At 58.6% G+C, this 23,576-nt stretch carries 17 protein-coding genes and 1 pseudogene; 10 read left to right on the forward strand and 8 right to left on the reverse strand.

All coding sequences use genetic code 11. The features are described from left to right. The first annotated feature begins 191 nt into the window (after positions 1-191). Positions 192-710: a GNAT family N-acetyltransferase gene (locus KBY02_RS22945; RefSeq protein ID WP_032620390.1), complete on the forward strand. Its 519-nt coding sequence runs from the start codon at positions 192-194 to the stop codon at positions 708-710. Positions 711-735: 25 nt separating this feature from the next. Here the strand turns inward: KBY02_RS22945 and KBY02_RS22950 are convergent, their stop codons facing one another. Next, positions 736-1,458: a haloacid dehalogenase type II gene (locus KBY02_RS22950; protein WP_003404399.1), complete on the reverse strand. Its 723-nt coding sequence runs from the start codon at positions 1,456-1,458 to the stop codon at positions 736-738. Positions 1,459-1,613: 155 nt separating this feature from the next. Between KBY02_RS22950 and KBY02_RS22955 the strand changes: the two genes are divergently transcribed. Continuing rightward, the gene (locus KBY02_RS22955; protein WP_004413987.1) at positions 1,614-2,609 is read left to right on the forward strand and encodes an aldo/keto reductase; all 996 of its coding nucleotides are present in this window, start codon (positions 1,614-1,616) and stop codon (positions 2,607-2,609) included. Between the two features lie 267 nt (positions 2,610-2,876). Further along, the gene (locus KBY02_RS22960) at positions 2,877-4,517 is read left to right on the forward strand and encodes a methyl-accepting chemotaxis protein (RefSeq protein WP_003404405.1); all 1,641 of its coding nucleotides are present in this window, start codon (positions 2,877-2,879) and stop codon (positions 4,515-4,517) included. Positions 4,518-4,590: 73 nt separating this feature from the next. On the opposite strand, the gene KBY02_RS22965 is transcribed toward KBY02_RS22960, so the two are convergent. From KBY02_RS22965 to KBY02_RS22985, 5 genes are all read right to left on the reverse strand, one after another. Beyond that, positions 4,591-5,790, reverse strand: coding sequence for an MFS transporter (locus tag KBY02_RS22965; protein ID WP_024660452.1), 1,200 nt, complete (start codon positions 5,788-5,790; stop codon positions 4,591-4,593). A gap of 329 nt (positions 5,791-6,119) precedes the next feature. Then, positions 6,120-7,412 carry a PQQ-dependent sugar dehydrogenase gene (locus KBY02_RS22970; RefSeq protein WP_032655332.1) on the reverse strand — a complete coding sequence of 431 codons (1,293 nt, stop codon included), beginning with the start codon at positions 7,410-7,412 and terminating at the stop codon, positions 6,120-6,122. Continuing rightward, entirely contained in the window at positions 7,409-7,837 is a 429-nt protein-coding gene (locus KBY02_RS22975; RefSeq protein ID WP_003404410.1) for a DUF2231 domain-containing protein, read from the reverse strand. Before KBY02_RS22975 ends, KBY02_RS22970 begins: the two co-directional genes overlap by 4 nt. Before the next feature lie 146 nt (positions 7,838-7,983). Then, complete coding sequence (locus KBY02_RS22980; RefSeq protein ID WP_003404413.1) at positions 7,984-8,127, reverse strand: DUF2256 domain-containing protein; 144 nt, start codon at positions 8,125-8,127, stop codon at positions 7,984-7,986. Beyond that, on the reverse strand, positions 8,124-9,662 hold the full coding sequence (locus tag KBY02_RS22985) for a cryptochrome/photolyase family protein (RefSeq protein WP_104683898.1): 1,539 nt from the start codon (positions 9,660-9,662) through the stop codon (positions 8,124-8,126). The genes KBY02_RS22980 and KBY02_RS22985 overlap by 4 nt, the downstream gene beginning before the upstream one ends. A gap of 360 nt (positions 9,663-10,022) precedes the next feature. Here KBY02_RS22985 and KBY02_RS22990 point away from each other — a divergent pair, with 360 nt between their 5' ends. The 3 genes from KBY02_RS22990 (at position 10,023) to KBY02_RS23000 (ending at position 15,023) form a co-directional block, all read left to right on the forward strand. Then, positions 10,023-10,490 carry a CesT family type III secretion system chaperone gene (locus KBY02_RS22990; protein WP_003404419.1) on the forward strand — a complete coding sequence of 156 codons (468 nt, stop codon included), beginning with the start codon at positions 10,023-10,025 and terminating at the stop codon, positions 10,488-10,490. Position 10,491: 1 nt separating this feature from the next. Continuing rightward, positions 10,492-12,531, forward strand: a complete 2,040-nt coding sequence (locus tag KBY02_RS22995) for a phospholipase D-like domain-containing protein (RefSeq protein ID WP_225650779.1) — start codon at positions 10,492-10,494, stop codon at positions 12,529-12,531. Between the two features lie 338 nt (positions 12,532-12,869). Next, entirely contained in the window at positions 12,870-15,023 is a 2,154-nt protein-coding gene (locus KBY02_RS23000) for a TonB-dependent siderophore receptor (protein ID WP_032655338.1), read from the forward strand. A 55-nt stretch (positions 15,024-15,078) separates the two neighbouring features. Here the strand turns inward: KBY02_RS23000 and KBY02_RS23005 are convergent. Continuing rightward, a pseudogene (locus KBY02_RS23005) lies at positions 15,079-15,249 on the reverse strand (ArsR family transcriptional regulator); the annotation flags it as partial. 426 nt (positions 15,250-15,675) lie between these two features. On the opposite strand from KBY02_RS23005, the gene KBY02_RS23010 reads away from it, so the two are divergent. Both KBY02_RS23010 and KBY02_RS23015 read left to right on the forward strand, forming a co-directional pair. Continuing rightward, complete coding sequence (locus KBY02_RS23010; protein WP_024639210.1) at positions 15,676-15,924, forward strand: hypothetical protein; 249 nt, start codon at positions 15,676-15,678, stop codon at positions 15,922-15,924. A 59-nt stretch (positions 15,925-15,983) separates the two neighbouring features. Continuing rightward, positions 15,984-18,674 (forward strand): beta-glucosidase, encoded by a 2,691-nt coding sequence (locus KBY02_RS23015; protein ID WP_032655339.1) that lies wholly within the window; start codon positions 15,984-15,986, stop codon positions 18,672-18,674. Positions 18,675-18,764: 90 nt separating this feature from the next. Here the strand turns inward: KBY02_RS23015 and KBY02_RS23020 are convergent, their stop codons facing one another. Beyond that, positions 18,765-19,403, reverse strand: a complete 639-nt coding sequence (locus tag KBY02_RS23020; protein WP_024639208.1) for a TetR/AcrR family transcriptional regulator — start codon at positions 19,401-19,403, stop codon at positions 18,765-18,767. A 512-nt stretch (positions 19,404-19,915) separates the two neighbouring features. Here KBY02_RS23020 and KBY02_RS23025 point away from each other — a divergent pair. Then, positions 19,916-22,786 (forward strand): PAS domain-containing protein, encoded by a 2,871-nt coding sequence (locus tag KBY02_RS23025; protein ID WP_032655343.1) that lies wholly within the window; start codon positions 19,916-19,918, stop codon positions 22,784-22,786. Positions 22,787-22,891: 105 nt separating this feature from the next. Further along, complete coding sequence (locus KBY02_RS23030) at positions 22,892-23,500, forward strand: TetR/AcrR family transcriptional regulator (protein WP_010429686.1); 609 nt, start codon at positions 22,892-22,894, stop codon at positions 23,498-23,500. The last annotated feature ends 76 nt before the right edge of the window (positions 23,501-23,576 follow it).

Consider the following 23,576-nt stretch of genomic DNA (forward strand, 5'->3'; position numbering starts at 1 on the left):
CCCTGAGCGCCGGGGATAATAACCACGATTTTTGGCGGTGAGGCAAACAAAAAGTTACAAACCGCGAAAGTGTCCGTCAAACGGCACTGCTGTCGCGGCGGGAGAGCCGTTTGAAATTTCAGCGTCGGGCGGCGACTTTTCCCGGCACGCAATGCAATACTCGAAACCTGACTCACACGACCACGGCCTCCATGACCCTCATCTATCGACAACTGACCCCGGCCGATGCGCCTGCCTATCGCGCCTTGATGCTCGAGGCCTATGACCGTCATCCAGACGCCTTTACCTCTGACGTGACGGAGCGCGAAGTGCTGCCTTTGGCGTGGTGGGAGAAAAGGCTCGATGACAGCGCTGGCGCAACCGAAATGGTGTTTGCCGCCGTTGAAGACGGTCATTTGTTGGGCGTAGCCGGCCTCTGCGTCGAAACCCGAAAAAAGGCCCGACACAAATCGACCCTGTTCGGCATGTATGTGCCACTGGCGCACAGGAACAGGGGCATCGGCGCTCGATTGGTGCGCAACGTGCTCGACCATGCCGGAACCCGCGCAGAGCTTCTGGTCGTGCAGCTTACTGTCACGCAGGGCAACGCCGAAGCAGTCGGACTGTACGAGCGCATGGGCTTCGTGACCTTTGGCCTCGAACCCCTTGCAGTTGCTGTAGGCACCGGGTTCGTCGCCAAGGTGCATATGTGGAAAGACTTGCGCGGGTGACCGGCGCACCTGGATAACGGGCGCTTCAGCAATCGAGCGCGTCAGCCGCTTCGGTCAGGGAATCGACGATCACGTCCCAGTCCTGTTCGGCGCTCAGGTCAGACGTCTGGCCTGGCCCGTGCTCGGCGGGACGTCGGACGAAAACGGTCTTGAAGCCATTCGCACGAGCGGCAGTCAGGTCGGCGTTATGCGCAGCCACCATGGCGACGCAATGCGGTTCCAGGCCTACTGCTTTTGCAGACTTCAGGTAGGTCTGGGGCATCGGTTTGTAAGTGCCGGCGATCTCCGCACCGACGATAACGTCCCAGGGCAGTCCGCCGAATTTCGCCAGGTTGAGCATTCCGGCGATGTGTCCGTTCGATAGCGTACCGATCGAGAACCTGCGCTTTAATCGGCTCAGGCCGGCGACCGAGTCAGGCCATGGATCGAGCCGCTCCCAGGCCTTGTTGAGCTCGACGAGCTCGGCGTCGGGGATGCTGCCGAAATCCACCTCATGGCGCGCCAGCACTGTTTCGAGACTCTCCCGGTTGAGCACGTCGAGTGTCACGTACGGGCGCTCACCCGCACGCACGCGCTGCATGGAAGGCTGATAAAGACCCCGCCACTGATCGGCAAAATCAAGGGGATCGACGTCCACGCCATGCCGCTGCAGAAATGGCGCAGCGGCCCGCGCCACGCCGTTTCGCCAGTCGACAACGGTGCCGAATACATCGAAACCGAGAAACCCTATCTGTTCCAGCCTGGCCATATTGCTCTCCCGAATCGTGCACAGTCGCTTATAGTTCTACAGATCTAGAACTATAGAACCAATCGCGTCAAAGCGAGTTGCTCCGGGCAGACGTTGCCCAACTGTAGACGCGAAACGGCTCGGCGGCTGCTCAATCAACGATAGACGGAGGATTCATGGACTACGTAAAGCTTGGCAACACAGGACTGGATATTTCCAGACTGTGCCTGGGATGCATGACATTCGGCGAGCCCGATGCCGGAACGCATCCCTGGACACTGGGCGAAGAAGCAAGCAGACCGATCATCAAACACGCCGTCGAGCAAGGCATCAATTTTTTTGACACGGCCAACAGCTACTCGGCAGGTACTTCGGAAACCATCGTCGGTAAATTGCTCAAAGAGTTCACACGTCGCGACGAGACCGTGATCGCAACGAAGGTGTTCTTTCCGGCAAACATGTGGGAAGGCTCGACCCGCCCCAACGAAAAGGGGCTCTCGCGCAAGGCCATCATGTCCAGTATCGACGCGAGCCTGACCCGGCTCGGCACTGACTATGTCGACCTGTACCAGATCCATCGCTGGGACTATGACACGCCCATCGAAGAAACCATGGAAGCCCTGCACGATGTGGTCAAGGCCGGCAAGGCCAGGTACATCGGCGCGTCTTCCATGTACGCATGGCAGTTCGCCAAGGCCCAGCAGGTCGCGACCGCGCATGGCTGGAGCAGATTCGTCTCGATGCAGAACTACCTGAACCTGGTCTATCGCGAAGAAGAGCGCGAGATGATCCCGCTGTGTATCGATCAGGGGGTCGGCCTGATGCCGTGGAGCCCGATGGCACGCGGCAGGCTGACCAGGCCCCATGGTCAACAGACCGAGCGGACCAGAACCGACGTATCCGGCCAGTCGTTTTACGAGGCGACGGAAAAGGAAGACGGTCGCGTGATCGATGCCGTGGAACAGCTGGCCGCAGAGCGCGGGGTGCCGATGGCGCAAATCGCACTGGCCTGGGTATTGGCCAAGCGCGGTGTATCCGCGCCCATCGTCGGCGCCTCCAAGGCCACGCAACTGGACGATGCCATCGCAGCGCTGCAACTGGTGCTCAGTGATGAGGACATCAAACGTCTCGAGGCTCCGTACGTGCCCCATGCAGTGACCGGTTTCGTCTGACCGACGCAGCAACCCCCCCCGTAACCGGCGAACGACATGAGCGTCGCCGGTTACCCGCGGCACAGAGCGACGACGAGGACCCTAAAGATCGCACCCCACGCTTTCGTAACTGTCATACAGTTCTGAAATAACACCTGTCTATGTCACCGTGCGCAAATATCTATTGGGCAGCGAGTCGACTGGACGGTATTGTCAGGCCATTCTGAATAAAGGCTCTTCGCCATTATTTCATCCGACTTCTTCTCTTGCCTCGCTCGGGTTCATTTCATGAAAAATCAGGTTTCTCTGGCTACGCGCATCGGCTTGGGATTCGCCGCTGTCGTCTCGCTGCTCATCTTGATCACAGCCGTTGGCATTCAGCGGGTCGGCTTCATCGACAGTACCCTGGAAGACGTAGGCGAAAATGCCGCCAAGGTGCAACGCTATGCGATCAACTTCCGGGGCAGCGTGCATAACCGTGCGATCGCTCTGCGCGACGCCGTGCTGGTCAACAACGACCAGGACATGGCGCTGCATCTGGCAGAGATGACCCGTCTTGAAAAGGACTATGTCGACTCGGCCGTACCGATGGAGCAGTTGTTCACCAAGCCCAACGTCAGTGCCGAAGAACGCCAGTTGCTGCGTGGCATCAAGGAAATCGAACAGCAAACGCTCAGCTCTACCAAGAGCGTGATTGCCTTGCGCCGTGCCGGAGACATCGCCGGTGCGCAGGCCCTGTTGCTGAGCCAGACCTCCGGTAACTACAGTGAATGGCTGAAGCGCATCAACGCGCTCATCGACCATGAGGAAGCCTCGATCAGGGTCCAGCTGGATAATGTGCAGGCGACCGCCAGCCAGTTCCGCGGCCTGATGCTGCTGGCCACTGCGTTCGCTGTGCTGCTGAGCATCGTACTGTCGGCGTTCATCATCCGCTTCGTGAAAAAGACCCTTGGCGCAGAGCCGGTCGACGTTGCCGAGGCCATTCGCCGACTGGCGGCGGGCGATCTGCAGCAAACCATCACCACGGCGTATCCCGACAGCGTCATGGGCGTGCTGAGAACAGCGCTGAGCCGTCTTTCGGAAACCATCACCGACGTACGAATGGCCGCTCAGGAGGTCAGCCAGTCCTCTAGCGTGCTGTCGGCGGCCTCCTCCGCCAACAATGCCCAGATCATGGTGCAGACCCGTGAAGCCGAACAGGTGGCCACCGCCATCAGCGAGATGGCCGCGACGGTCAGTGAAGTCTCGGGCTATGCCTCACAGGCCGCGGATGCCGCGCGCCTGGCTGACAGTGAGGTGGCGAGCGGCAACAGCCTCGTTGAAGGTACGACCACTGCCATCGAACAACTGGCGGCCACGCTGACTGAAACGACCAGCACCGTGGAGCAGGTCTCACGGCATGGCGAGGAGATCGAAAAGGTGATCGAGGTGATCAACTCGATTGCCTCACAAACCAACCTGCTGGCGCTCAACGCGGCCATTGAAGCCGCCCGCGCGGGCGAGCATGGCAGAGGTTTTGCGGTGGTCGCCGATGAGGTTCGTTCGCTGGCCAATCGCACCCAGCTGTCGACCCAGGAGATTCAGAACATGATCAGCACGCTGCAGGGTGGTACGGAAACTGCGGCACAGAACATGCGCGACAGCTGTGAACTGGTCAATCGTGCCGTGGAACAGACACGCAATGCCCAAAGCGCCTTGTCGAGAATCAATCAGGAAGTGAGTGCGATCAATCACATGAACGCGCAGATCGCCAGCGCGTCGGTTCAACAGAGTGCGGTGGCAGAAGACGTTGCGATGAACATCACCAGCATTCACGACTCGACACTCAAATCTGCCAATGGATCGCAGCAAGTGGCGACCGCCAGTGAGGAACTGGCGCAGCTCGCGGATCGCCTGACCCGCAAGGTCGCGTTTTTCAAGGCAGGCTGAGGGTGTGACGAAGGTGTGATGAGGTATCGCGGCGATGGATTCAGCGTCGCCGCGGTCTCTCATTATTGGCAGATCAGTCGGTGCAACTGACCGGCTTTGAGTTGCGCATCGCCAGCATCACGGTGAGCATGGACAGCGCAGCACATACCGCACCGATCACGATGGCAGCGGTAAAGCCGGCCCGACCGGACACCACACCGCCAATGAACGCCCCGCCGCCAATCGACAGATTCACCACACAGACCAGCAACGCCTGAACGCCTTCGACCCGATCATTGGAGGCCTCGAAGCACCAGATCTGCGTGGTGATGGGGATCATCCCGAACGCGAACCCCCAGACCAGAATCACCGGCCAGAGCAGCCACGGGTTACCGACGAACATCAGCAGCGCGGTCAGCGAACCCAGCATCAGCAGGGTCATGATCAGCACCGAGGACGGTGCGCTCCTGGCCGCCAGAGCTCCACCGGCCAGATTACCTGCAACCGCCGCCAGGCCGAAGGCGAAGAGCAATGCGCCCAGGGCCTGACCCTGAATATGCGCGAATTCCTGCACGAAGGGCGCGAGGTAAGTGTAAGCCGCGAAGTGCCCCACATAGATCAACAGTGCGGCAGCGAACATGCGACGAATGCGCTGCTCGCCAGCCAGCGACAACATCTGGCTGATGCCGGCAGAGCGCTCGCCCGGCAACGCAGGCAGGAAGGTTGCAATCAACACCCCCACGGCAACCGTGACCACTGCCGCTGTTTCAAACGCAGCACGCCAGCCAAAGGCTTCACCGATCAACGTGCCGGCCGGAATCCCCGCGACAGTGCCGATCGAGACGCCCGCCAGCACATACGCGGTGGCCTTGACGCCCTCCTTGCCGGGCCTCAAACGCGGCCCGAGTGACCCGGCAATCGTCCAGAATCCCCCCAGCGCGAAGCCGAGCAGGACCCTGCCCGCCAAAGTCAGCCAGAAGTGCGTGGACAACGCGACGATCAGGTTGGAGGCCAGCAATATCGACAGCAGCCCGAGCAGCAGGCGCTTGCGGTCGACATGACTGAACAGGGCAATACAGGACGGCGCCGAGATGGCCGCAAGGATGCCGGGGACGGCCATCATCAAGCCTGTCTGGCTGATGCTGGTTCCCAGGTCGCGAGCGATATCGGGCAGCAGCCCGACCGGCAGAAATTCAGTGGTGACGGTGGCGAACGACCCAAGCGATACGCTGCCAACGGCCCACCATGAAGCGGGTTTTGTTCGTACGTTTCCAGCGGTTTCAAAGCGACTCACAGCGGTTCCAGAATTCAGGGATGTCAGCGACCGGCCGCTCAGGCCAGCGCGTGGAAGCGGCCAACCCTAACGTGTAAGCGCGCATCGAAGCCACCTTGCGAAAGAATTTTGTGTGGATAACGCGAGGTAGGTCCCGCGAAGACGGGCCATCAGGGTGATGCTCCGGGTCGAGGTGGCATCGGTGACGCGGAGCGTCACGAACGGCATTCCCACGCGGCGCATGGGAACGATCAATCATCGGCTATCGTGCCGACGCTCTGGGTCAAGAACGGCGTTCCCAAGCAGAGCTTGGGAACGATTACTCAACAACGACCTCAGGCCATCGTGACCTACTTGTTGCGGGTCACTCTCCAGACGGTGTTTGCCAGGTCGTCAGCGATGATGAGTGCGCCTTTCGGATCAACCGTCACGCCCACTGGCCGGCCGCGCGTCTTGCCGTCAGCTCCGCGGAAACCGGTTGCGAAGTCCACAGGCTCGCCCGCAGGACGCCCATTGCTGAACGGCACGAAGATCACCTTGTAGCCCACCGGGTTATCGCGGTTCCAACTGCCGTGCTCGCCAACGAACACGCCGTCGGCAAACTTGTCGCCCATGGCCGGGATCGAGAACGACACGCCCAGTGCGGCGACGTGCGAACCAAGGCTGTAATCAGGCTTGATCGCCGCAGCGACTTTGGCCGGATTCTGCGGCTGGGCACGCGTGTCGACATTCTGGCCCCAATAGCTGTAAGGCCAGCCGTAAAACGCCCCCTCCTTCACCGAGGTCAGGTAGTCCGGAACCAGATCAGGCCCGAGTTCGTCACGCTCGTTGACCACTGTCCACAGTTGCCCGGTGCCCGGCTGAATCGCCAGTGCCGTCGGGTTGCGCAGACCGGTCGCATAAGGCTTGTGGGCACCGGTGGCGGCGTCGATCTGCCAGACCATTGCCCGATCGATCTCGACCTCCATGCCGCGCTCGGTCACGTTACTGTTCGAGCCGATGCCCACGTACAGGAAACGGCCATCAGGGCTGACGGTCAGCGACTTGGTCCAGTGGTGGTTGATCGCTGCAGGCAAGTCGGTGACCTTGGTCGGTTCACCACTGGCCTTGGTCTGGCCTTCCTGATAATCGAAGCTGACCAGCGCATCCTGATTGGCCACGTACAGCTTGCCGTTCGCGAAGGCCAGGCCATAAGGCGCATTGAGGTTCTCGGCAAACACCGTCTTCAGCTCGTACTTGCCGTCGCCATCGGCGTCTCGCAACAGTGTCAGACGATTACCGCTTTTGACCTTGGTGTTGCCCTTGGCCTTGATGACGCTGGCAATCACGTCCTTGGGCTTGAGCTTGGCGGCGCTGCCGCCGCGCCCTTCGGCAACGATGATGTCGCCGTTGGGCAAAACGATGGACTGACGTGGAATATTCAGATCGCTGGCAATCGCCGTGATGCTGAAACCCTCAGGCACGGCAGGCTTTTGATCGCCCCATGCGGTGGGTTCTGCAATCTTCATGCTCGGCAACAGGCCGCGTTGCGGATCCGGCAGCTTCGGGTCCGGTCCGCGCGCCTGAGTGCTGTCGGCTTCACCACCGCAGGCGCTCAGCAGCAGCGCCATGCTCAATGCAGTCAATGCGTGGATATTTCTCATTCTGCACCTCCGGAACGCAGGCTAGTAAGCCCGGTCCACGTCGCAACGCAGGCCAGAACGGTGACGATGACCGACAGGATCAAGCCCGACGGCATGACCGCCCAAGCGTCTTTCGCATGCTCGAAGGCATTGACCAGACCCAGCACCCAGGTGACCAGCAACAACAGGAAGTACACCACGGGACGACCAGCCTTGTGATCGGCGCGAACCAGATTGACCAACGCGAACAGCAACGCCAGCCCGCAGAACAACAGGCCTCCGGCAATCAGCCAGGCGGCAAAGTTGCTCCACTGAACCTGAAAGGTCTGGTAATAGGCAATATCACTCAGCAAGCCGCCGAGAAACAAAGGCACGGTTCCGGCAAGCAAGGTCGCATGTAGCGGGCCTGGCGTGTAGCGGTAGACGGGATAGGTGGTTACGGTCATGACGGCTCCTTTTCGTTCGGCGACCCTGGATCAACACTCAGTGCGGATGCGCTGGCAGGTCGGGGTCGCGCTGAATGCGCATAAGGAAGGATCATGCTGAGCAAGCGATAGTTCAGCGCTTTTCATTTCGAAATATTTTGAAAACGCTACTGGCTTGCCGTGCGCTTGTTTCGCCGGCAACGCTCAGAGCAATAAAGCACCTCATCCCAGCAGCGCGCCCACTTCTTGCGCCAAGTGAACGGCAGCCCGCAGACCACACAGGTTTTGACTGGCAGCTCGGCTTTTTTCAAAGCGCCTCTCCGGCATCGAGCCTGGCCAGCAGATGCTCGCCACGCGCCCACAGCGCCTGCTGTTTGGGCTCAGCCATGCGATCAAGGTTTTTATAGATAATCGCCATGCGCTGATTGCGACGCAACAGGTCGCCATGGCGCATCAGGAAATGCCAGTACAGCGCATTGAACGGACAGGCATCCTCAGTGGTGCTTTCAGTGACCTTGTACGCACAGCCGCGGCAATAGTCAGACATGCGCTTGATGTACTGGCCGCTGGCGCAATAGGGTTTGGAGCCCAGATAGCCGCCATCGGCATGCATGACCATGCCCAGCGTATTGGGCAGCTCGACCCAGTCGAAGGCATCCATGTAGATCGCCAGGTACCACTCGCAGATCTGCTCCGGCACTATCCCGGCAAGCAGGGCAAAGTTGCCGGTGACCATCAGGCGCTGAATGTGGTGGGCGTAGGCATGCTTCAGGCTCTGGCCGATGGCCTGACTCATGCAGTTCATCTGCGTTTCGCCGGTCCAGTAAAACTCGGGCAGCGGCCGGCTGTTACCGAACAGATTGCCGCTCGCGTAATCAGGCATTTTCAGCCAATAGACGCCACGCACATACTCCCGCCAGCCGATCAGTTGGCGAATGAAACCTTCGGCAGCATTCAGCCCCACCCTGCCCGCCCAGTACGCGGACTCAACGTCACTGCACACCTGGCGTAAATCCAGCAGGCCGATGTTCAACGCAGCACTGATGCGCGCATGAAACAGAAAAGGCTCATCAGTGGCCATCGCGTCCTGATAATCGCCGAAACCGGCCAGGCCGTAATCCAGAAAGTACTCCCACAGCGCCTGGGCATCGGCATGCGTAACCGGATAGTCGAAATTATCCAGCGAGCCGTAATGGCTGGCAAAGCGCTCGCCTACCAGTTTCAGTACCTGGCGGGTAATGGTGTCGGCGGAAAAGCGCAGCGGATAAGGCGCTGCCACGCCCTTGGGCAGCGCCTTGCGGTTCTCGGCATCAAAGTTCCAGGCACCACCGACCGGCGTACCGTCGCCGTTCAACAGCAGCCTGCTTTTGCGGCGCATCTCCCTATAGAAGAACTCCATGCGCAACTGCTTCTTGCCGTGCGCCCACGACGAGAACTCGTCGCGGGAACAAAGAAAGCGCGTATCGGCGTGCCACTGGATGGGCAACCCGCAGTCCTTGATCGACTGTTCCAGACGCCAGTCGCCGCACTCGGTGATGTGCAACTCTTCTGCTCGCAACAGGGCCTGCCAGCGCTGTAACTCACCCGGCACCGACCCTGTGTTCTGCGGATCATCGAGCATGACGTACTGCACCCGAACACCACGCTCACGCAGCGCCTCAGCAAAATGACGCATGGCACTGAAGATCAGCACGATCTTCTGCGGATGATGCGGCACATGACTCGCCTCTTCCATGACCTCGACCATCAGGACCGTGTCGCGCTCGGGGATCAGACCCGCCAAGGATGCGAGATCGAAGGAAAGCTGGTCGCCGAGGACGAGGTGGAGGCGGTGGGATTGGGTCATGAGGCGGAGTCTCTGAGTATAAAGTCTGCTTAAAACACTTCAGTAATTCAGGTGCGAGCAAGCGTATGGGTGTTGGCCAGGAAATATGTCTGAAAAGCCTGTGCAACACGAAAATGGAACATCGCTGACTCGAACGAAGACGAGGATCTTAGCCTTGAGACGAGCGGACAGCCTTAAAATTCGTACCAATGTAGTTCAGGCGCAAAATTTGACAGATTTTTTTAACGGCCCCTTCTGTGTTGCCGAGCAAGCGCCTTTTCTTCGAGTTCGTCGAACGCTACAGGCATGGAACTCTTCGCAAGCTCATGACCACGTAAACGGTGAATTTTCAGGTCCGACATCAACAGTGCGTGGAGAAAAATGAACCGTAATCAGGCTCGAAACGATATTAACGAATGGCTAAAAACAGCCGCTTGCATCAAGCATCCTGCAGGTGACGTCGATCAGGATGGTCACGGCGCGTTCACTGATAGAGAGGGCAACCCGTTCCAGTTGGCGGTTCCGGACGCGTTTTCAAGTCTTCATTTGTACGGCACTTTGCTTCAGCTGCAGCCCGCAGTTGATGGTCGAGTGCTCGCTTCAGCACTGGCCATCAACGCTCAGAAAAATGTACTCAGGGGAAGTGTCATTGCACTCAATACGGAGAACCAAGAGCTGTTCGTGCACCATACAGCGATCTTGGAGTCATTAGATCGTGTAGGGCTGTGGCAAACACTGGACAACTTCGTAGCGCTCACACAAGAGCTGAGATCGGCACTTCAATCTCAACCTGTTCCAGCGGCAACAATCGAATCAACCCAACTCCACCACCCCAGAAGAGTGTTCTAATATGGACATCCGATCGGCTCCATCAAACCACGCAACCGCCGTGCCCGCAGCGCAACCTTCAGCACCCTCAATAAAATCAACGCTCAATAAGCTTTTCAGAGCGCAGTGCTCAGCCCCCGTGCCTCCCTTGTCGTCGTCATCAACAGAAAGAATAGCACCGACTCGCGTCCCCGCTAACTATTCGGCAGTGGTTGATATCTCGAAAACGGCTAACCACTTGAAAGGTAACGCGGGCACCGAAGAAAAAAACAGCTTTTCCTGGTTAAAAAACAAGCTATCAACTGTTTCGTTAAATCAGCAAAAAAAGCAGGCGATACAAAACTTTATTGCACAGGCGAGCCATCAGTATAACGTCGACGAAGACGTCGCAAAACTTGCTGTTGCTGCTTCGGGAGTTTATAGACAACCCCGTTTCGAAGAGACGCAACAACAGCGGGTGCACGCTTGCCTGCAAAACACTGAAGCGCTGACAGCGATGATCGATCTTGCGGCACGCAAGCCACTGACCTATAAAATGGTCATGGGACTTGACAGCAGCGACTGCTCATTCGACCCCGTTGCGCGAATTTCCGACCATGACATTTTGACTGAAGCCGAGCAGTGTCAAGTGGTACGCAGTGCATTCGCATCGGCTGACAAGGTATGCGTGGTAACCAGCTACGGAATCAAGCCGCTAGGAGCTCCAAAAAGCGATGCCCTGTCGCCGACCATAGCTTCCGTGCTGCAAGGTTTTGCCAGCAAGCAGCACGACAAAGACTTTACCGGTGTGTTTTTCTACCAGAAAAGCGATGCTATTCAGAACTACTACACCGAGGATAAGCGCACCAATATCAGCATCAAGGAAAACGACTGGGCAAAGGTAGTTACACTTTTCAATGCGGCAGTGGAACGTGGCGAACTCGAAGGTCCGAAGCTGGAAAACATTCAAGCGAACCTCTTTTTCCTGGCAGGAGAGCCCAAAGGATTTGCCGGATCGCACCATGACAAATTCATTGTCAATGATAATGGGCTTTGCGTAACCATGGGGGCATCACTTGGCAATATTGCGAAACCTAACTGGATGGACTCAGGCTGCGTGACGCTGAGTAACTCTCTGGCTTCTGAGCAGCTTACTAACTTTCTCGACAATCAGTCTGAGACAGCGATCAAAGGAAGCCTCTTTAACAAGAGAGAAAACCACTGTGCAAAACTGGACAACCTCGAGGGTCGCGTTGTGCAGCGAGCAGCGATAGAATCGCGAGATATTTACAGCGCCCTCATGCCAATCGTTGTCGAAAACGCTGGCAAAAAATTAAATGCCATCAACACAACCAATGGCACAGCGCAGGAGCAGTTCTTCAAAGATATATTCAATGCTCAAGGCTTTGACCTGGGTCACTCAAAGAAAAAAAGTATCGCCTGGATTAAAAACAAAGGTTCGAATGACACCAGCGGCGGGTTTGAACGGCCTATTGGCAAAGCACTCAAAACGATGCTGACAAACGTCGCCCCCGGCGAAAAAGTCTGCATCCGTAACGGCAGCAGCCGACGGTTTGATGAAGGCGTCTGTAAGTTATTGGCCAACGCTGCGCAGAAAGGTGCAAAGCTGCAAATTCTCACGAGTCTAGCGGATGGGTTTAATCAGATCAATTACCTTCGCGAACAGATTCTCAAAAACCTTAAAGGAAGTGAGGCCGACAAGCAGAGCGCATTGGCAAATATCGATGTACGAATTTTTAACAGAGAGTCACATCTCGTCGACATCGGGGAGCAACGCGGCTGGCCAAGTCGATTTGAAGACAAGGGCTTCAAGGACCATGGCAAACTGTTCGGTGTCCTCAAAGCTGACGGCAATGCGGAAGTAATGACCGGGACTTACAACCTTGACTCTCAATCCGTTCGACGAAGCTTCGAAAATATGCAGGTTATCGACGACAAAGACGGTTCGTTCCTGCATGCAGGGTTCAGTCAATATTTCGCGAGCGATAATCCACCCATCAATTTCGGTACGCAAAGTCCGGAAAAGATTCGACAAACCATAGAGGGTATGTGGAAAAAATAAAACTCTGCGTCGGCGTTTAGCCTTGGCTTATGCCAACACTCGGTAAATAGCGTGCGCGGCTTGCGCGACAAGCCGTGCTTCGCTTGACACGCGTCCTCCTGTAAAACGCCTTTCAGTCAAATCGACGCGTGTGCTTACCGAAGACAGCATTCCCCTTTCAAGCCTCTGCAGCGCTTGCATTGGCTTTCCACGCTTATCCAGACACTCAAATGTGAAAATTTTGTTAACTATTTGTTCGCAGTGTCTTTTTCTGACCGAAACAACCTGTCACACTAATGCGAACCATTATCAACATTATTATCATCCTGCCATGGAGGGCATCAGGGAGTGTCGGGTTCATGTCGGGGCAACAATCGCAAAGCCGTAATCGTTTCACACCGGGTCTGCTGGCCATGGGCATCTGGGCTGCCACTACACAGGCAGCCCTTGGCGCTGAAGAACAGCCCGCCACGACCATGGAGCTGGGCGCCACGCAGATCAGCAGTGATCAACTTGGCTCCACAACCGAGGGCAGTCAGTCCTACACCACCGGCCCGATGCAGACCGCGACCAAGTTGCCGCTGACCATTCGTGAAACGCCGCAGGCCGTGACGGTCGTCACCCGCCAACGCATGGACGATCAGGCCATGACCAGCATCAATGACGTGGTCAGGTATACGCCGGGACTGTTTTTGGACCAGTCCAGCGGACCGGGTCGGCAAACCTACACGTCGCGCGGTTTCGACATCGACAACATCATGTACGACGGCCTGCCCGCCTCGTACTCGGGCTACACGGCTGGCGTTCAACCCAATCTGGCCATGTTCGATCATGTCGAGGTGATCAGGGGCGCGACTGGCCTGGCGACAGGGTCTGGCAATCCTTCGGCAGCGATCAATATGGTGCGCAAACGCCCTACCGCCGTGCCACAGGTCACCCTCACCGGCACGGTCGGGAGCTGGGACGATTACCGTGGCGTCTTCGATGCGTCCGGCCCACTGAACGACAGCCGCACGGTTCGCGGCCGCATAGTCGGTTCCTACCAGGATGCCAACAGCTTCCGCGACAAGGAAAAGAGCGATCACGGCGTGTTCTACGGGGTGGTCGAAGCCGATCTGAGCGACGCGACGACCGCCACCCTGGGCCTGTCTCGTCAGGAAGACCAGACCAACTACTTCTGGGGCGGCCTGCCCTTGGGCGTCGATGGTCACCACCTGAACCTGCCGCGCTCCACCTATTCCGGCTCGGATTGGGAAAACAAGAAAATCCAGATAGACACCGTGTTCGGTGAGCTGGAGCACCGTTTCGACAACGACTGGAAATTGCGCGTAGCAGGCTCGAGCTCGTCGCTGGACGGCCTGTTTTCGGGGACCTACCTGTCTCGCTACAACGGCCCGCTGGAAACCACGGCCTACCAGTCGAGGCCGGAAGAGCAGCAGAGCGCCTTCGATGTCTACGCCAGTGGGCCGGTCGAAGCCTTCGGCCGCACTCATGAAGTGGTGGTCGGCACCAGCCGGCGCGTGTACGACCAGACCAGCAAGGAGTACAGCCCCTACGACACCGGTCTGCCCATTGCCGCGCCAAAGCCGGACTTCGTTCGCAATGGCAAGACGCACAGCATCGCCACCCAGGACGCGGTCTATCTCACCACACGCCTGAGCCTGGCCGATCCGCTGACCCTGATCCTCGGCGGCCGTCTGGACTGGTACGACTACGATGACCGCGTCGGCGATGAAGACTACAAAGTCACCCGTAACCTGACGCGTTACGCAGGGCTGATCTATAAGCTGGATGAACACCACTCGCTGTACACCAGCTACACCGACGTCTTTCAGCCGCAGAGCGCACAGGACCTGTCCGGCAAGGTGCTCAAGCCGGTGGTCGGCGAAAACTATGAAGTCGGTATCAAGGGTGAATACTTCAACGGCGCCCTCAACACCTCCCTGGCGGTGTTCCAGATCGACCAGAAAAACCTCAAGACCCAGTCACCGACCCAGGCAGGCTGCGCGGTCCTGACCTGTTACGACGCTGCAGGCCTGGTACGCAGTCAGGGCATCGAGATGGAGCTGCAAGGCGCGTTGACCGAGAACTGGCAAGTCGGCGCCGGCTACACCTACGCCCGCACCCACTACCTCAAGGATGCCGATCCGGCGAACAAGAACCAGCAATTCAACACCGACACGCCCGAGCATCTGTTCAAGGTATCGACGGTCTATCGCCTGCAGGGTGCACTGGAGAAAATGCGCGTCGGCGGCAACGTCTACTGGCAAAGCCGCATGTACAACGACATCGCGCTCACCGATGGCAGCTATCGCCTGGAACAGGGCAGCTACGCCGTCGCCGACCTGATGGCGGGGTATCAGGTGAGCAAGAACCTCGACCTGCAACTGAACGCCAACAACATATTCGACCGCACCTACTACACGGCGATTGGCGCCAGCTCGGTCTGGGGCTCCACCGACGTCTACGGCAACCCGCGCAGTTATGCGTTGACGGCCAAGTACAGCTTCTGAACCTGAGCCACGCTGCTACCGGGCATACCCGATAGCGGCGTGGTTATCTGAGCGTTTACGCACCGCCTTCCAGACCAAACGCCTTCGCCATCCCGCCTGCCCCTTTGGGCGTCAGCTTCAACGCTCTGGAATCAAGATGTCGACTTACCCACCCACGCTTGAGCATCAGTTCCAGCAGCGCCGCCGATGTGAGGAGACACTCACTCCAGTCCAGACAGGCGTAGGCATTCTTCGGTGGCGTCCGGACTTTATTCGACGGGCCGGACAGCGACGTGATGATACTGACACTCACTGCCAGTATTCAGGCGTCAGCAATACTTGCGCTCATCAGCACGCGACCCCATGAAAACCATCTAAACCGCCAAAAACAGAGCGATCACTCTGCTTTTTAAAAAGAAGATTAATTTCTGTAAAAACACAAAAACCATAAAAATATTGCGTATTAAATTTATATTTTGAAATTAAAGTAATACTAAAACCAAATAGCTGCCATTGAATTTTACCCAACCTCAACTATATAAAATTACATTCGTGTATTTTACCTTTCAGCAATTTTCTGTTTGTCACGCACGCCTTGAATGAACTGTCAGCGGCCCTGAGCTGCTGACTTGCCTGTCTGCCTGTTTCATATTTCTGTTTGGAGATTCTCCCGATGGCCAGCCCCCTGCTGCCTGTTGTTGCCACTTTACTGATGTCCCTTGCCGCCCTCCCGGTGTCTGCCGCTGACGGGCAGAACCCGCTGCCATCCACGTCGAGCGAGCGCCGCGCAGAGGTCGACGCCCAGCGTGAGCAGATCACGGGTGCCGACGCTGCCGTACAGAAAACGCCCAACGGCGCGCAAACGGTGGTGGATGCACCGATCGACACTGCTGACGCCCCTGCCGGCAATGAAGACCACTGAGTGACCCACTGACTGCAACCGATCAATCAATGAATGACGTAAGGAATAACTCCGTGTCCATGATCAAACAAGGCCTGGGCCTGAGCCTGTTGGCGCTCGGTATCGCCCAGGCAGGCAGCGTATTCGCTGTCACGCCGATGACCGGCAATGAAGTGGAAGCGCGCGTAGGCGCGATGCTGGACAACATGACGCAATCGGAAAAAATCAATTTTTCGCGCGTTGACGACGGCCGCATGATTCCCAAGCTGGACAAGTTCAACCTGCAGGGTACGGTCGCCTATGACTCGGCGATGGGCGTACTGGTCGGCGGCAAGACGTTCGGTGCGCAGTACCCTTCCCCGTCAGCACTCGCGGCCACCTGGAGCATTAACCGGGCCAAGGAATTCGGTCTGGCCATTGGCTACGAAACCCGCATCGCAGGCGGTCAGCAGATGCTGTCGCCAGCCATCAACCTGTACCGCACGCCTTTCAACGGTCGGGCGGCTGAGTACATGAGCGGCGAAGATCCGTTTCTCGGCGCAGTACTGGCACCAGCCGTCACCAACGGTATCCAGGTTCAAGGCGTCCAGGCGGCCGCCAAGCATTACCTGATGAACGAGCAGGAAGCGAACCGTCATTATCTGGATGTGAAGATAGACGAACGAGCGATGCAGGAGCTGTACCTGCCGGGCTTCGAATCGCTGGTCAAGAACTCGAATATCGCCTCGATCATGTGCGGCTACAACAAGATCAACGGCGAATACGCGTGTGAAAACCATCACCTCATCACCGATATCCTCAAAGGCCAGTGGGGCTTTCAGGGTAACGTCATGAGCGATTTCAACTCGGTTCAGGACGCCTTCAAAGGCGCCTGGGCCGGCACCGATATCGACATGCCCAGCGGCCTTCAGTTTACCGAAGCCAAACTGCTGCCTTATGTCTGGAACGGTCAGTTGCACCAGAACGTAATCGACGACAAGGTGCGCAGGAACCTGAGAGCGCTGGTCAGCTACGGTTTTGACAAGGGGATCAACAAGGCGCAGCCACTGGAGCATCGTGAATACGGTCAACTGGCGGCCTTGAACGTGGCCAGAGAATCGATCGTCCTGCTGCGCAACGAGCCAGTGGACGGGCAGAAACCTCTACTGCCGTTGCCGAGAAACGCGAAGATCGCCGTCATTGGCGACATGGCCATGCAGCCGCCGACCGCGCCGTTCGGTACTGCCTATTCGGCGCCGGCCAGTTATGTCACCGAAGTGAGCGGACTCAAGCAACTGGCGTCTGACCCGTCCAACGTGGACTACCTGCCACAGATGAGCCTCAACCCTAAATCGTCGGTCTGGTATCAGCCAGGCAGTGACCAGAAGGCGATCAGCAATACCGGCGTAAAAGCCGAGTACTACGCCAACACCTCGCTGTCCGGCGACCCGGTGGCAACTCGCATCGAGCCGGGCGTCAACCTGGACTGGATTACCAACACCAACGTCACTGATTACGGCAGCAGCGCGGTCAACGGCTACAGCCCTTCAGCCGGTTCGTTCTCGGCCCGTTTCACTGGCAAGATCAAACCGACGATCACCGGGCCGCAGGTGTTCAAGGTCCGTGCGGACGGTGCCTATAAACTCTGGATCAACGATGAGCTGGTGCTTGAAGATGAAGGCGCGCAAGTCTCGTTCGACCTGATCCCAGTCGTGCCGCGCACCGTCAAGACACCGAATCTCAAGGCTGGCAGCGAATACAACGTGCGCCTCGAATACCGCCGGCTCAAGGGCAACTTCACTCCGGTACTGGGCGGCATGAACGGCGTACAGATGAGCTGGGCAGCGTTGCGACCACCGAAGAATCTGGGGGATTACGACGCTGTCGTGGTAGCCGCCGGCAATAACTTCGAATACGAGGGTGAGTCGCTCGATCGTCCGTTCGAACTGCCGCAATTCCAGTCCGAGCTGATCGGTTTCATTCAGAAAGCCAACCCGAAAACCATCGTGGTACTGCACGGTGGCGGTGGCATGGACATGCAGCCGTGGGCTGACAAGGTAGCCGCGTCTCTGCACGCCTGGTATCCAGGGCAACAGGGCGGTCAGGCACTGGCTGAGATACTGTTCGGCAAGGTCAATCCGTCGGGCAAGCTGCCGATCACGCTGGACAAGAAGGCGCAGGACAATCCGAGCTATGCATCGTACTCGAACCCGGTGCCGTACTATTTCAGCAGCCCTAATCCGCCTGTCGAGATGAGCTACAGCGAAGGCCTGTACCTGGGCTATCGCGGTTACGACAAGAAGCACACCAAACCGCTCTACCCATTCGGTTTCGGGCTTTCGTATACCACCTATGCGTACAGCGATCTGAAGCTGTCGAGCAACGTGCTGGCACCGGGCGCGACCATTCAGGCGTCGTTCACGGTGACCAACACGGGTGACAAGGCCGGTTTTGAAGTGGCTCAGTTGTACGTGCAGCCTTCAAAGCCGCTGGTTGATCGTCCAGAGAAAGAGCTGAAGGGCTTTTCCAAGGTTTACCTGAAGCCTGGCGAAAGCAAGACCGTGACCATTGCGCTGGACTCGCGCTCGTTCGCGTACTACTCAGCCAACTCGGTGAGCTGGAACGTTGACCCTGGCAAGTTCAAGGTGCTGGTGGGCAAGGACTCGGAAAACCTGACGCTCGACCGCACGGTTGTAGCGCTGTACCCGGAGCAATTGACCACTCGCGACTCCAACCCGCTGCCGATCCCCCTGCGCAAGGCCGTACAGGTCAAGGCAGAACAGGCCTACTAAGCAATAGTCGTCCCAAGCAACATTCATCACACGCCAAAGGCATCGGTGGTCGACAGGACCACCGATGCCTGTCTGGTAAATGCTCGCAGCTCAGCGTGCCGCCAGATCCCGCGCCAGTCGCTCGAGAAACCTGGCAAACCCCTCCTCTATCTGCACATCCCCTGGCGATCGAAGCCATTGAATCTGCATGCCATCCATCATGGCGGCTATCTCCAGGCTGATCTGCCTTGCGTCGATATCCGCCCGAATTTCGCCTGCCTCGACCAGCAACTTCAGATGCGCCTGAAGATGGCCGTGCACAATCGCAAAACGCTCGCTGAACCAGCGGTGTGCAGGATGCGTGACCGACAGACTTTCAGTGTTGATGATCATCAGCGCCTGGCTGACCGCGGCGTCTTCGATACTGAAACTCATGACCTGCTTCAGAAACGACAGGAACCCCTGCAGAGAAGCGACCTGATCGGCATCCTGCAGCCGGCCGGCAATGTACTGGTCGCGATGTTCGAGAACAGCTTGCAGCAGCACCAGTTTGGTCGGGAAGTGGTGCAGCAGGCCGACCTGAGAGAGACCCGCCACCTTGGCAATGTTGGTCAGCGAGGCGCCGGCATACCCATCCCGAGCGAAAAGGGTCATGGCCGCCTTGATGATTTCGGCCTTGCGCACCTCGCCCTTCGGCAGGCGACGCTTGGTGGGTGCAGGAGTAGCGGAACTGTTTGCATCGATGGACATACGAAGGGCACGTTTCGCATAACGAAAGGGTAAATCCTAGCACGCGTTCCGAAGAACCCCGAAAAAAGGCTGACTCGAAAGCCCCACCCGCATCAGGTAATGAGCAATGTGTGCAGCCTGCAAACAAAGTTGTTACCCAGGCCTGACATTCTCTAAAGAAAGCCGCCCCCAGGCCGATGAATACCCGGGAAAATCGCTGCGCCTTTGAACATGTCCCCGGAACCAGCGCAGGACACAATGGCTGTTTTAAATTCTGATCCTTCGAAACCCGATTCGTCGGCAGGTGTCCACTGACGCAGCCACTGCGCTGCAGTCACGGCAGGACGTGAGCTCAGGCGCGGCAATGACTGTATGGTGGTCGCCATAGAAAGACGCCCATCAGGCACTGCCTGCCGAGGGAAAGCAGACCGTGCAAAGCAGGCCATCGGCAAGTTTCCGCCCATGCCAAACATAACGTGTGAGCGGGAGGCGCTCTGAAAGACCTGACAAGAGAAGAGCTGGAGGCGCAGATCGTGGACCTGCGCAGAACGCTTGAAGAAGCCGGCATCGACGCCGCAACAAATACCTGTCGACCCGCAGCCGTCGCCCGGGCGGCACGCCAGCGCGCAGTCTTTGACAGCGCGATGGATTTCGCCATGATCCTGACCGACTGCAAGGGCATCATCACCGACTGGAACCCGGGCGCAGAACAGGTTCTGGGCTGGACCCAGGATGAGATGATTGGCCAGAGCGCCGAACGTTTCTTTACGCCCGAGGACGTGGCCAACGACCGGATCGAGCATGAAATGCACCTTGCGCTGAGCGTAGGCAGGGCGTCGGACGAGCGCTGGCACCTGCGTAAGGACGGCCAGCTGTTCTGGGCATCAGGCGAGATGATGCCGCTCTACGATGGCAACAATACCCACCTCGGTTTCGTGAAAATCCTGCGCGACCGCACCCGCGAGCATCTGGCCGGCCGCGCGACCGAAGAAGCCCAGGAACGTTACCGGCTGGCCGCCAAGGCGACCAATGACTCGATCTGGGACTGGGACTTTGCAACCAATCTGGTGCTCTGGAACGACGCACTGGAAGAGGCTTACGGCCACCCGCTGGCAACCCTGGACAACTCCGGTGACTGGTGGATCGGCCAGATCCATCCCGACGACCGCACCCGCGTATACAACTCCATTCATGCCGTGATCGACGGCAATGGTACTGCCTGGACGGATGAATACCGCTTTCGTCGTCTGGACGGGTCCTATGCCGACGTACTGGACCGCGGTCATGTGATACGCGATATCGACGGCCAGGCGGTGCGCATGATCGGCGCAATGCTCGACATGTCGCAGATGCGCAAGGCCGAGACGGCGCTGCGCCAGAGCGAAGAGCGCTCGAGGGCCATGCTGGAGACCATCGAAGCCGCATTCGCCATCATTCAGGTCAGGTTCGATGCCGATGACAGCCCGGTGGACTACCGCTTCATCGAGGCCAACCCTGCCTTTGAACGTCAGGCCGGTGTCGATTTGCGCGGCAAGTGGGTGACCGAGTTCGCGCCGGACCTGGAGCGGTTCTGGTTCGAAGCCTATGGGCACGTCGCCAAAACCGGCGAGCCTGCCAGCTTCGAGAACTATGCCAAGGCGTTCGAGCGCTGGTTCGAAGTCAAGGCGGTGCGTGTCGGTGAACCGGCTGATCGGCAGATTGCGGTGATCTTCAGCGATGTGACGGCGCGACGCGATGCCGAGGAGCGCTTGCGCACCAGCGAGGCCGTCGCACGCGAAAACATCGACCGCGTTCAGCTCGCCCTGGCCGCCGGTGCAATCATCGGCACCTGGCACTGGGACTTGCCGACCGATCGCTTCACCGTCGACGAAGCCTTCGCCAAGGCCTTCGGTCTGGACCCCGCGCTGGGCCGTGAAGGCCTGAGTCTTGAGCAAGTCATTGCCACTGTTCACCCGGAAGACAAGCAAGGCCTGATCACTGCGATCAATGCGGTCATCACCAACGGGCGTGTTTACGCCCACCAGTACCGCGTTCGTCGTACTGATGGCATCTACTACTGGATCGAAGCCAACGGCCGGGTCGATCGGGCCGAGGATGGCACACCATTGAGCTTTCCCGGCGTGCTCATCAACGTTGACGAACGACGCGCCGTGGCGGCAGAACGCGACCGTGCCACTGCCGCGCTGCGTGCCCTCAACGACACGCTTGAGCAACGCGTGGCAGCGCGCACCACCGAGCTCATGCAGGCCGAAGAGAAGCTGCGCCAGTCGCAGAAAATGGAAGCGGTCGGGCAACTGACCGGTGGCCTCGCCCACGACTTCAACAACCTGCTGGCAGGCATTTCCGGGGCTCTGGAACTGATGGGCACCCGGATCGAGCAAGGGCGCTGGGGCGAGGTCGACAAGTACATCGTGACGGCCCAGGGCGCGGCCAAACGTGCCGCGGCTCTGACGCACCGGCTGCTGGCCTTCTCTCGACGCCAGACCCTGGACCCGCAGCCGACTGACGTGAACAGGCTGATGAAAGGCATGACCGACCTGATCCAGCGCACCGTCGGCCCCAGCATCGTGGTCGAGACCCTGGGTGCCACGGGGCTGTGGCCGACACTGGTCGACGCCAGCCAGCTGGAAAACGCGCTGCTGAACCTGTGCATCAACGCCCGCGATGCCATGCCGGACGGCGGACGCATCACCATCGAGGCGAGCAACCGCTGGATAGACGGCGATGTGGCACGCGCACACGATATGCCTGAGGGCCACTATCTGTCGCTGTGCGTCACCGATACCGGTACCGGCATGACGCCTGATGTCATCGCCAAGGCATTCGACCCGTTCTTCACCACCAAGCCCATTGGCCAGGGCACCGGGCTGGGTCTGTCGATGATTTACGGGTTCGCCAATCAGTCTGGCGGACGGGTGCGTATTCAGTCAGAGGTCGGCAAGGGAACCGCGATATCCCTGTACCTGCCCCGCTACGACGGCACTGCGGCCAGAGACGAAGGCGATGTGCACAAGACACCGTTCGAGTTCACCCAGTCCGGGGAAACCATCCTGATCGTGGACGACGAACCCACGGTGCGCATGCTGCTCACCGACGCCCTCGGCGACCTGGGCTATACGCTGATCGAAGCCGCCGACAGCCTGGCTGGCCTAAAGCTGCTGCGTTCGGATGTGCATATCGACCTGCTTATCACTGACGTGGGCTTGCCGGGCGGCATGAACGGACGACAAATGGCCGATGCCGGACGCGAGGTCCGCCCGCATCTGAAGACCCTGTTCATCACCGGCTACGCGGAAAACGCTGCCATCGGTGACGAACAGCTCGGTCCAGGAATGCGCGTACTGACCAAGCCGTTTGCGATTGAAGCGTTGGCAGCCAGAGTCCAGGAACTGATGGGTGCCTGAGTAAACGGCCCGGTGCAACCCTGCCCCGGGCCGTCAACATTGAGCGCTGCGCAAACCCGGTGCTAACATGCGCGACCGCCATGCAGGCAAGGGAACAACCGGGTCATGAGCAGTATCCGCGAGCGCAACAAAGAACTCATCCTGCGCGCTGCCAGCGAGGAATTCGCCGACAAGGGCTTCGCCGCCAGCAAGACCAGCGATATCGCGGCCAAAGCCGGTGTCCCCAAGCCCAACGTCTATTACTACTTCAAATCCAAGGAAAACCTCTATCGCGAGGTGCTGGAAAGCATCATCGAGCCCATTCTGCGTGCGTCGACGCCCTTCAACCCCGAAGGCGTGCCTGCCGAAGTCCTCAGCCGCTATATCCGTTCGAAAATCCAGATTTCCCGTGATCTGCCCTTCGCCTCGAAAGTGTTCGCCAGCGAGATCATGCATGGCGCCCCGCACCTGACAGCGCAGCAGATCGAACAGCTCAATGGCCAGGCACGGCACAACATCGAATGCATCCAGGCCTGGATCGACAGCGGACAGATCGCCCCGCTCGATCCTCATCACCTGATGTTCACCATCTGGGCCGCGACCCAGACCTACGCCGATTTCGACTGGCAGATCGCAACGGTCACCGGCAAGGCAAAACTGCAGGATGCCGATTACGAGGCGGCCACCCGGACCATCCTCAGGCTGGTGCTCAAAGGCTGCGAGCCGGACCGCTGAACCCACCCTGCCTTCCTGCAGACGCAAAAAACCCGCCGAAGCGGGTGGTTTTGCAACATGACCATTCCGACATCCT

Source organism: Pseudomonas sp. P129 (assembly GCF_020312195.1).
Lineage (GTDB): Bacteria > Pseudomonadota > Gammaproteobacteria > Pseudomonadales > Pseudomonadaceae > Aquipseudomonas > Aquipseudomonas fragariae.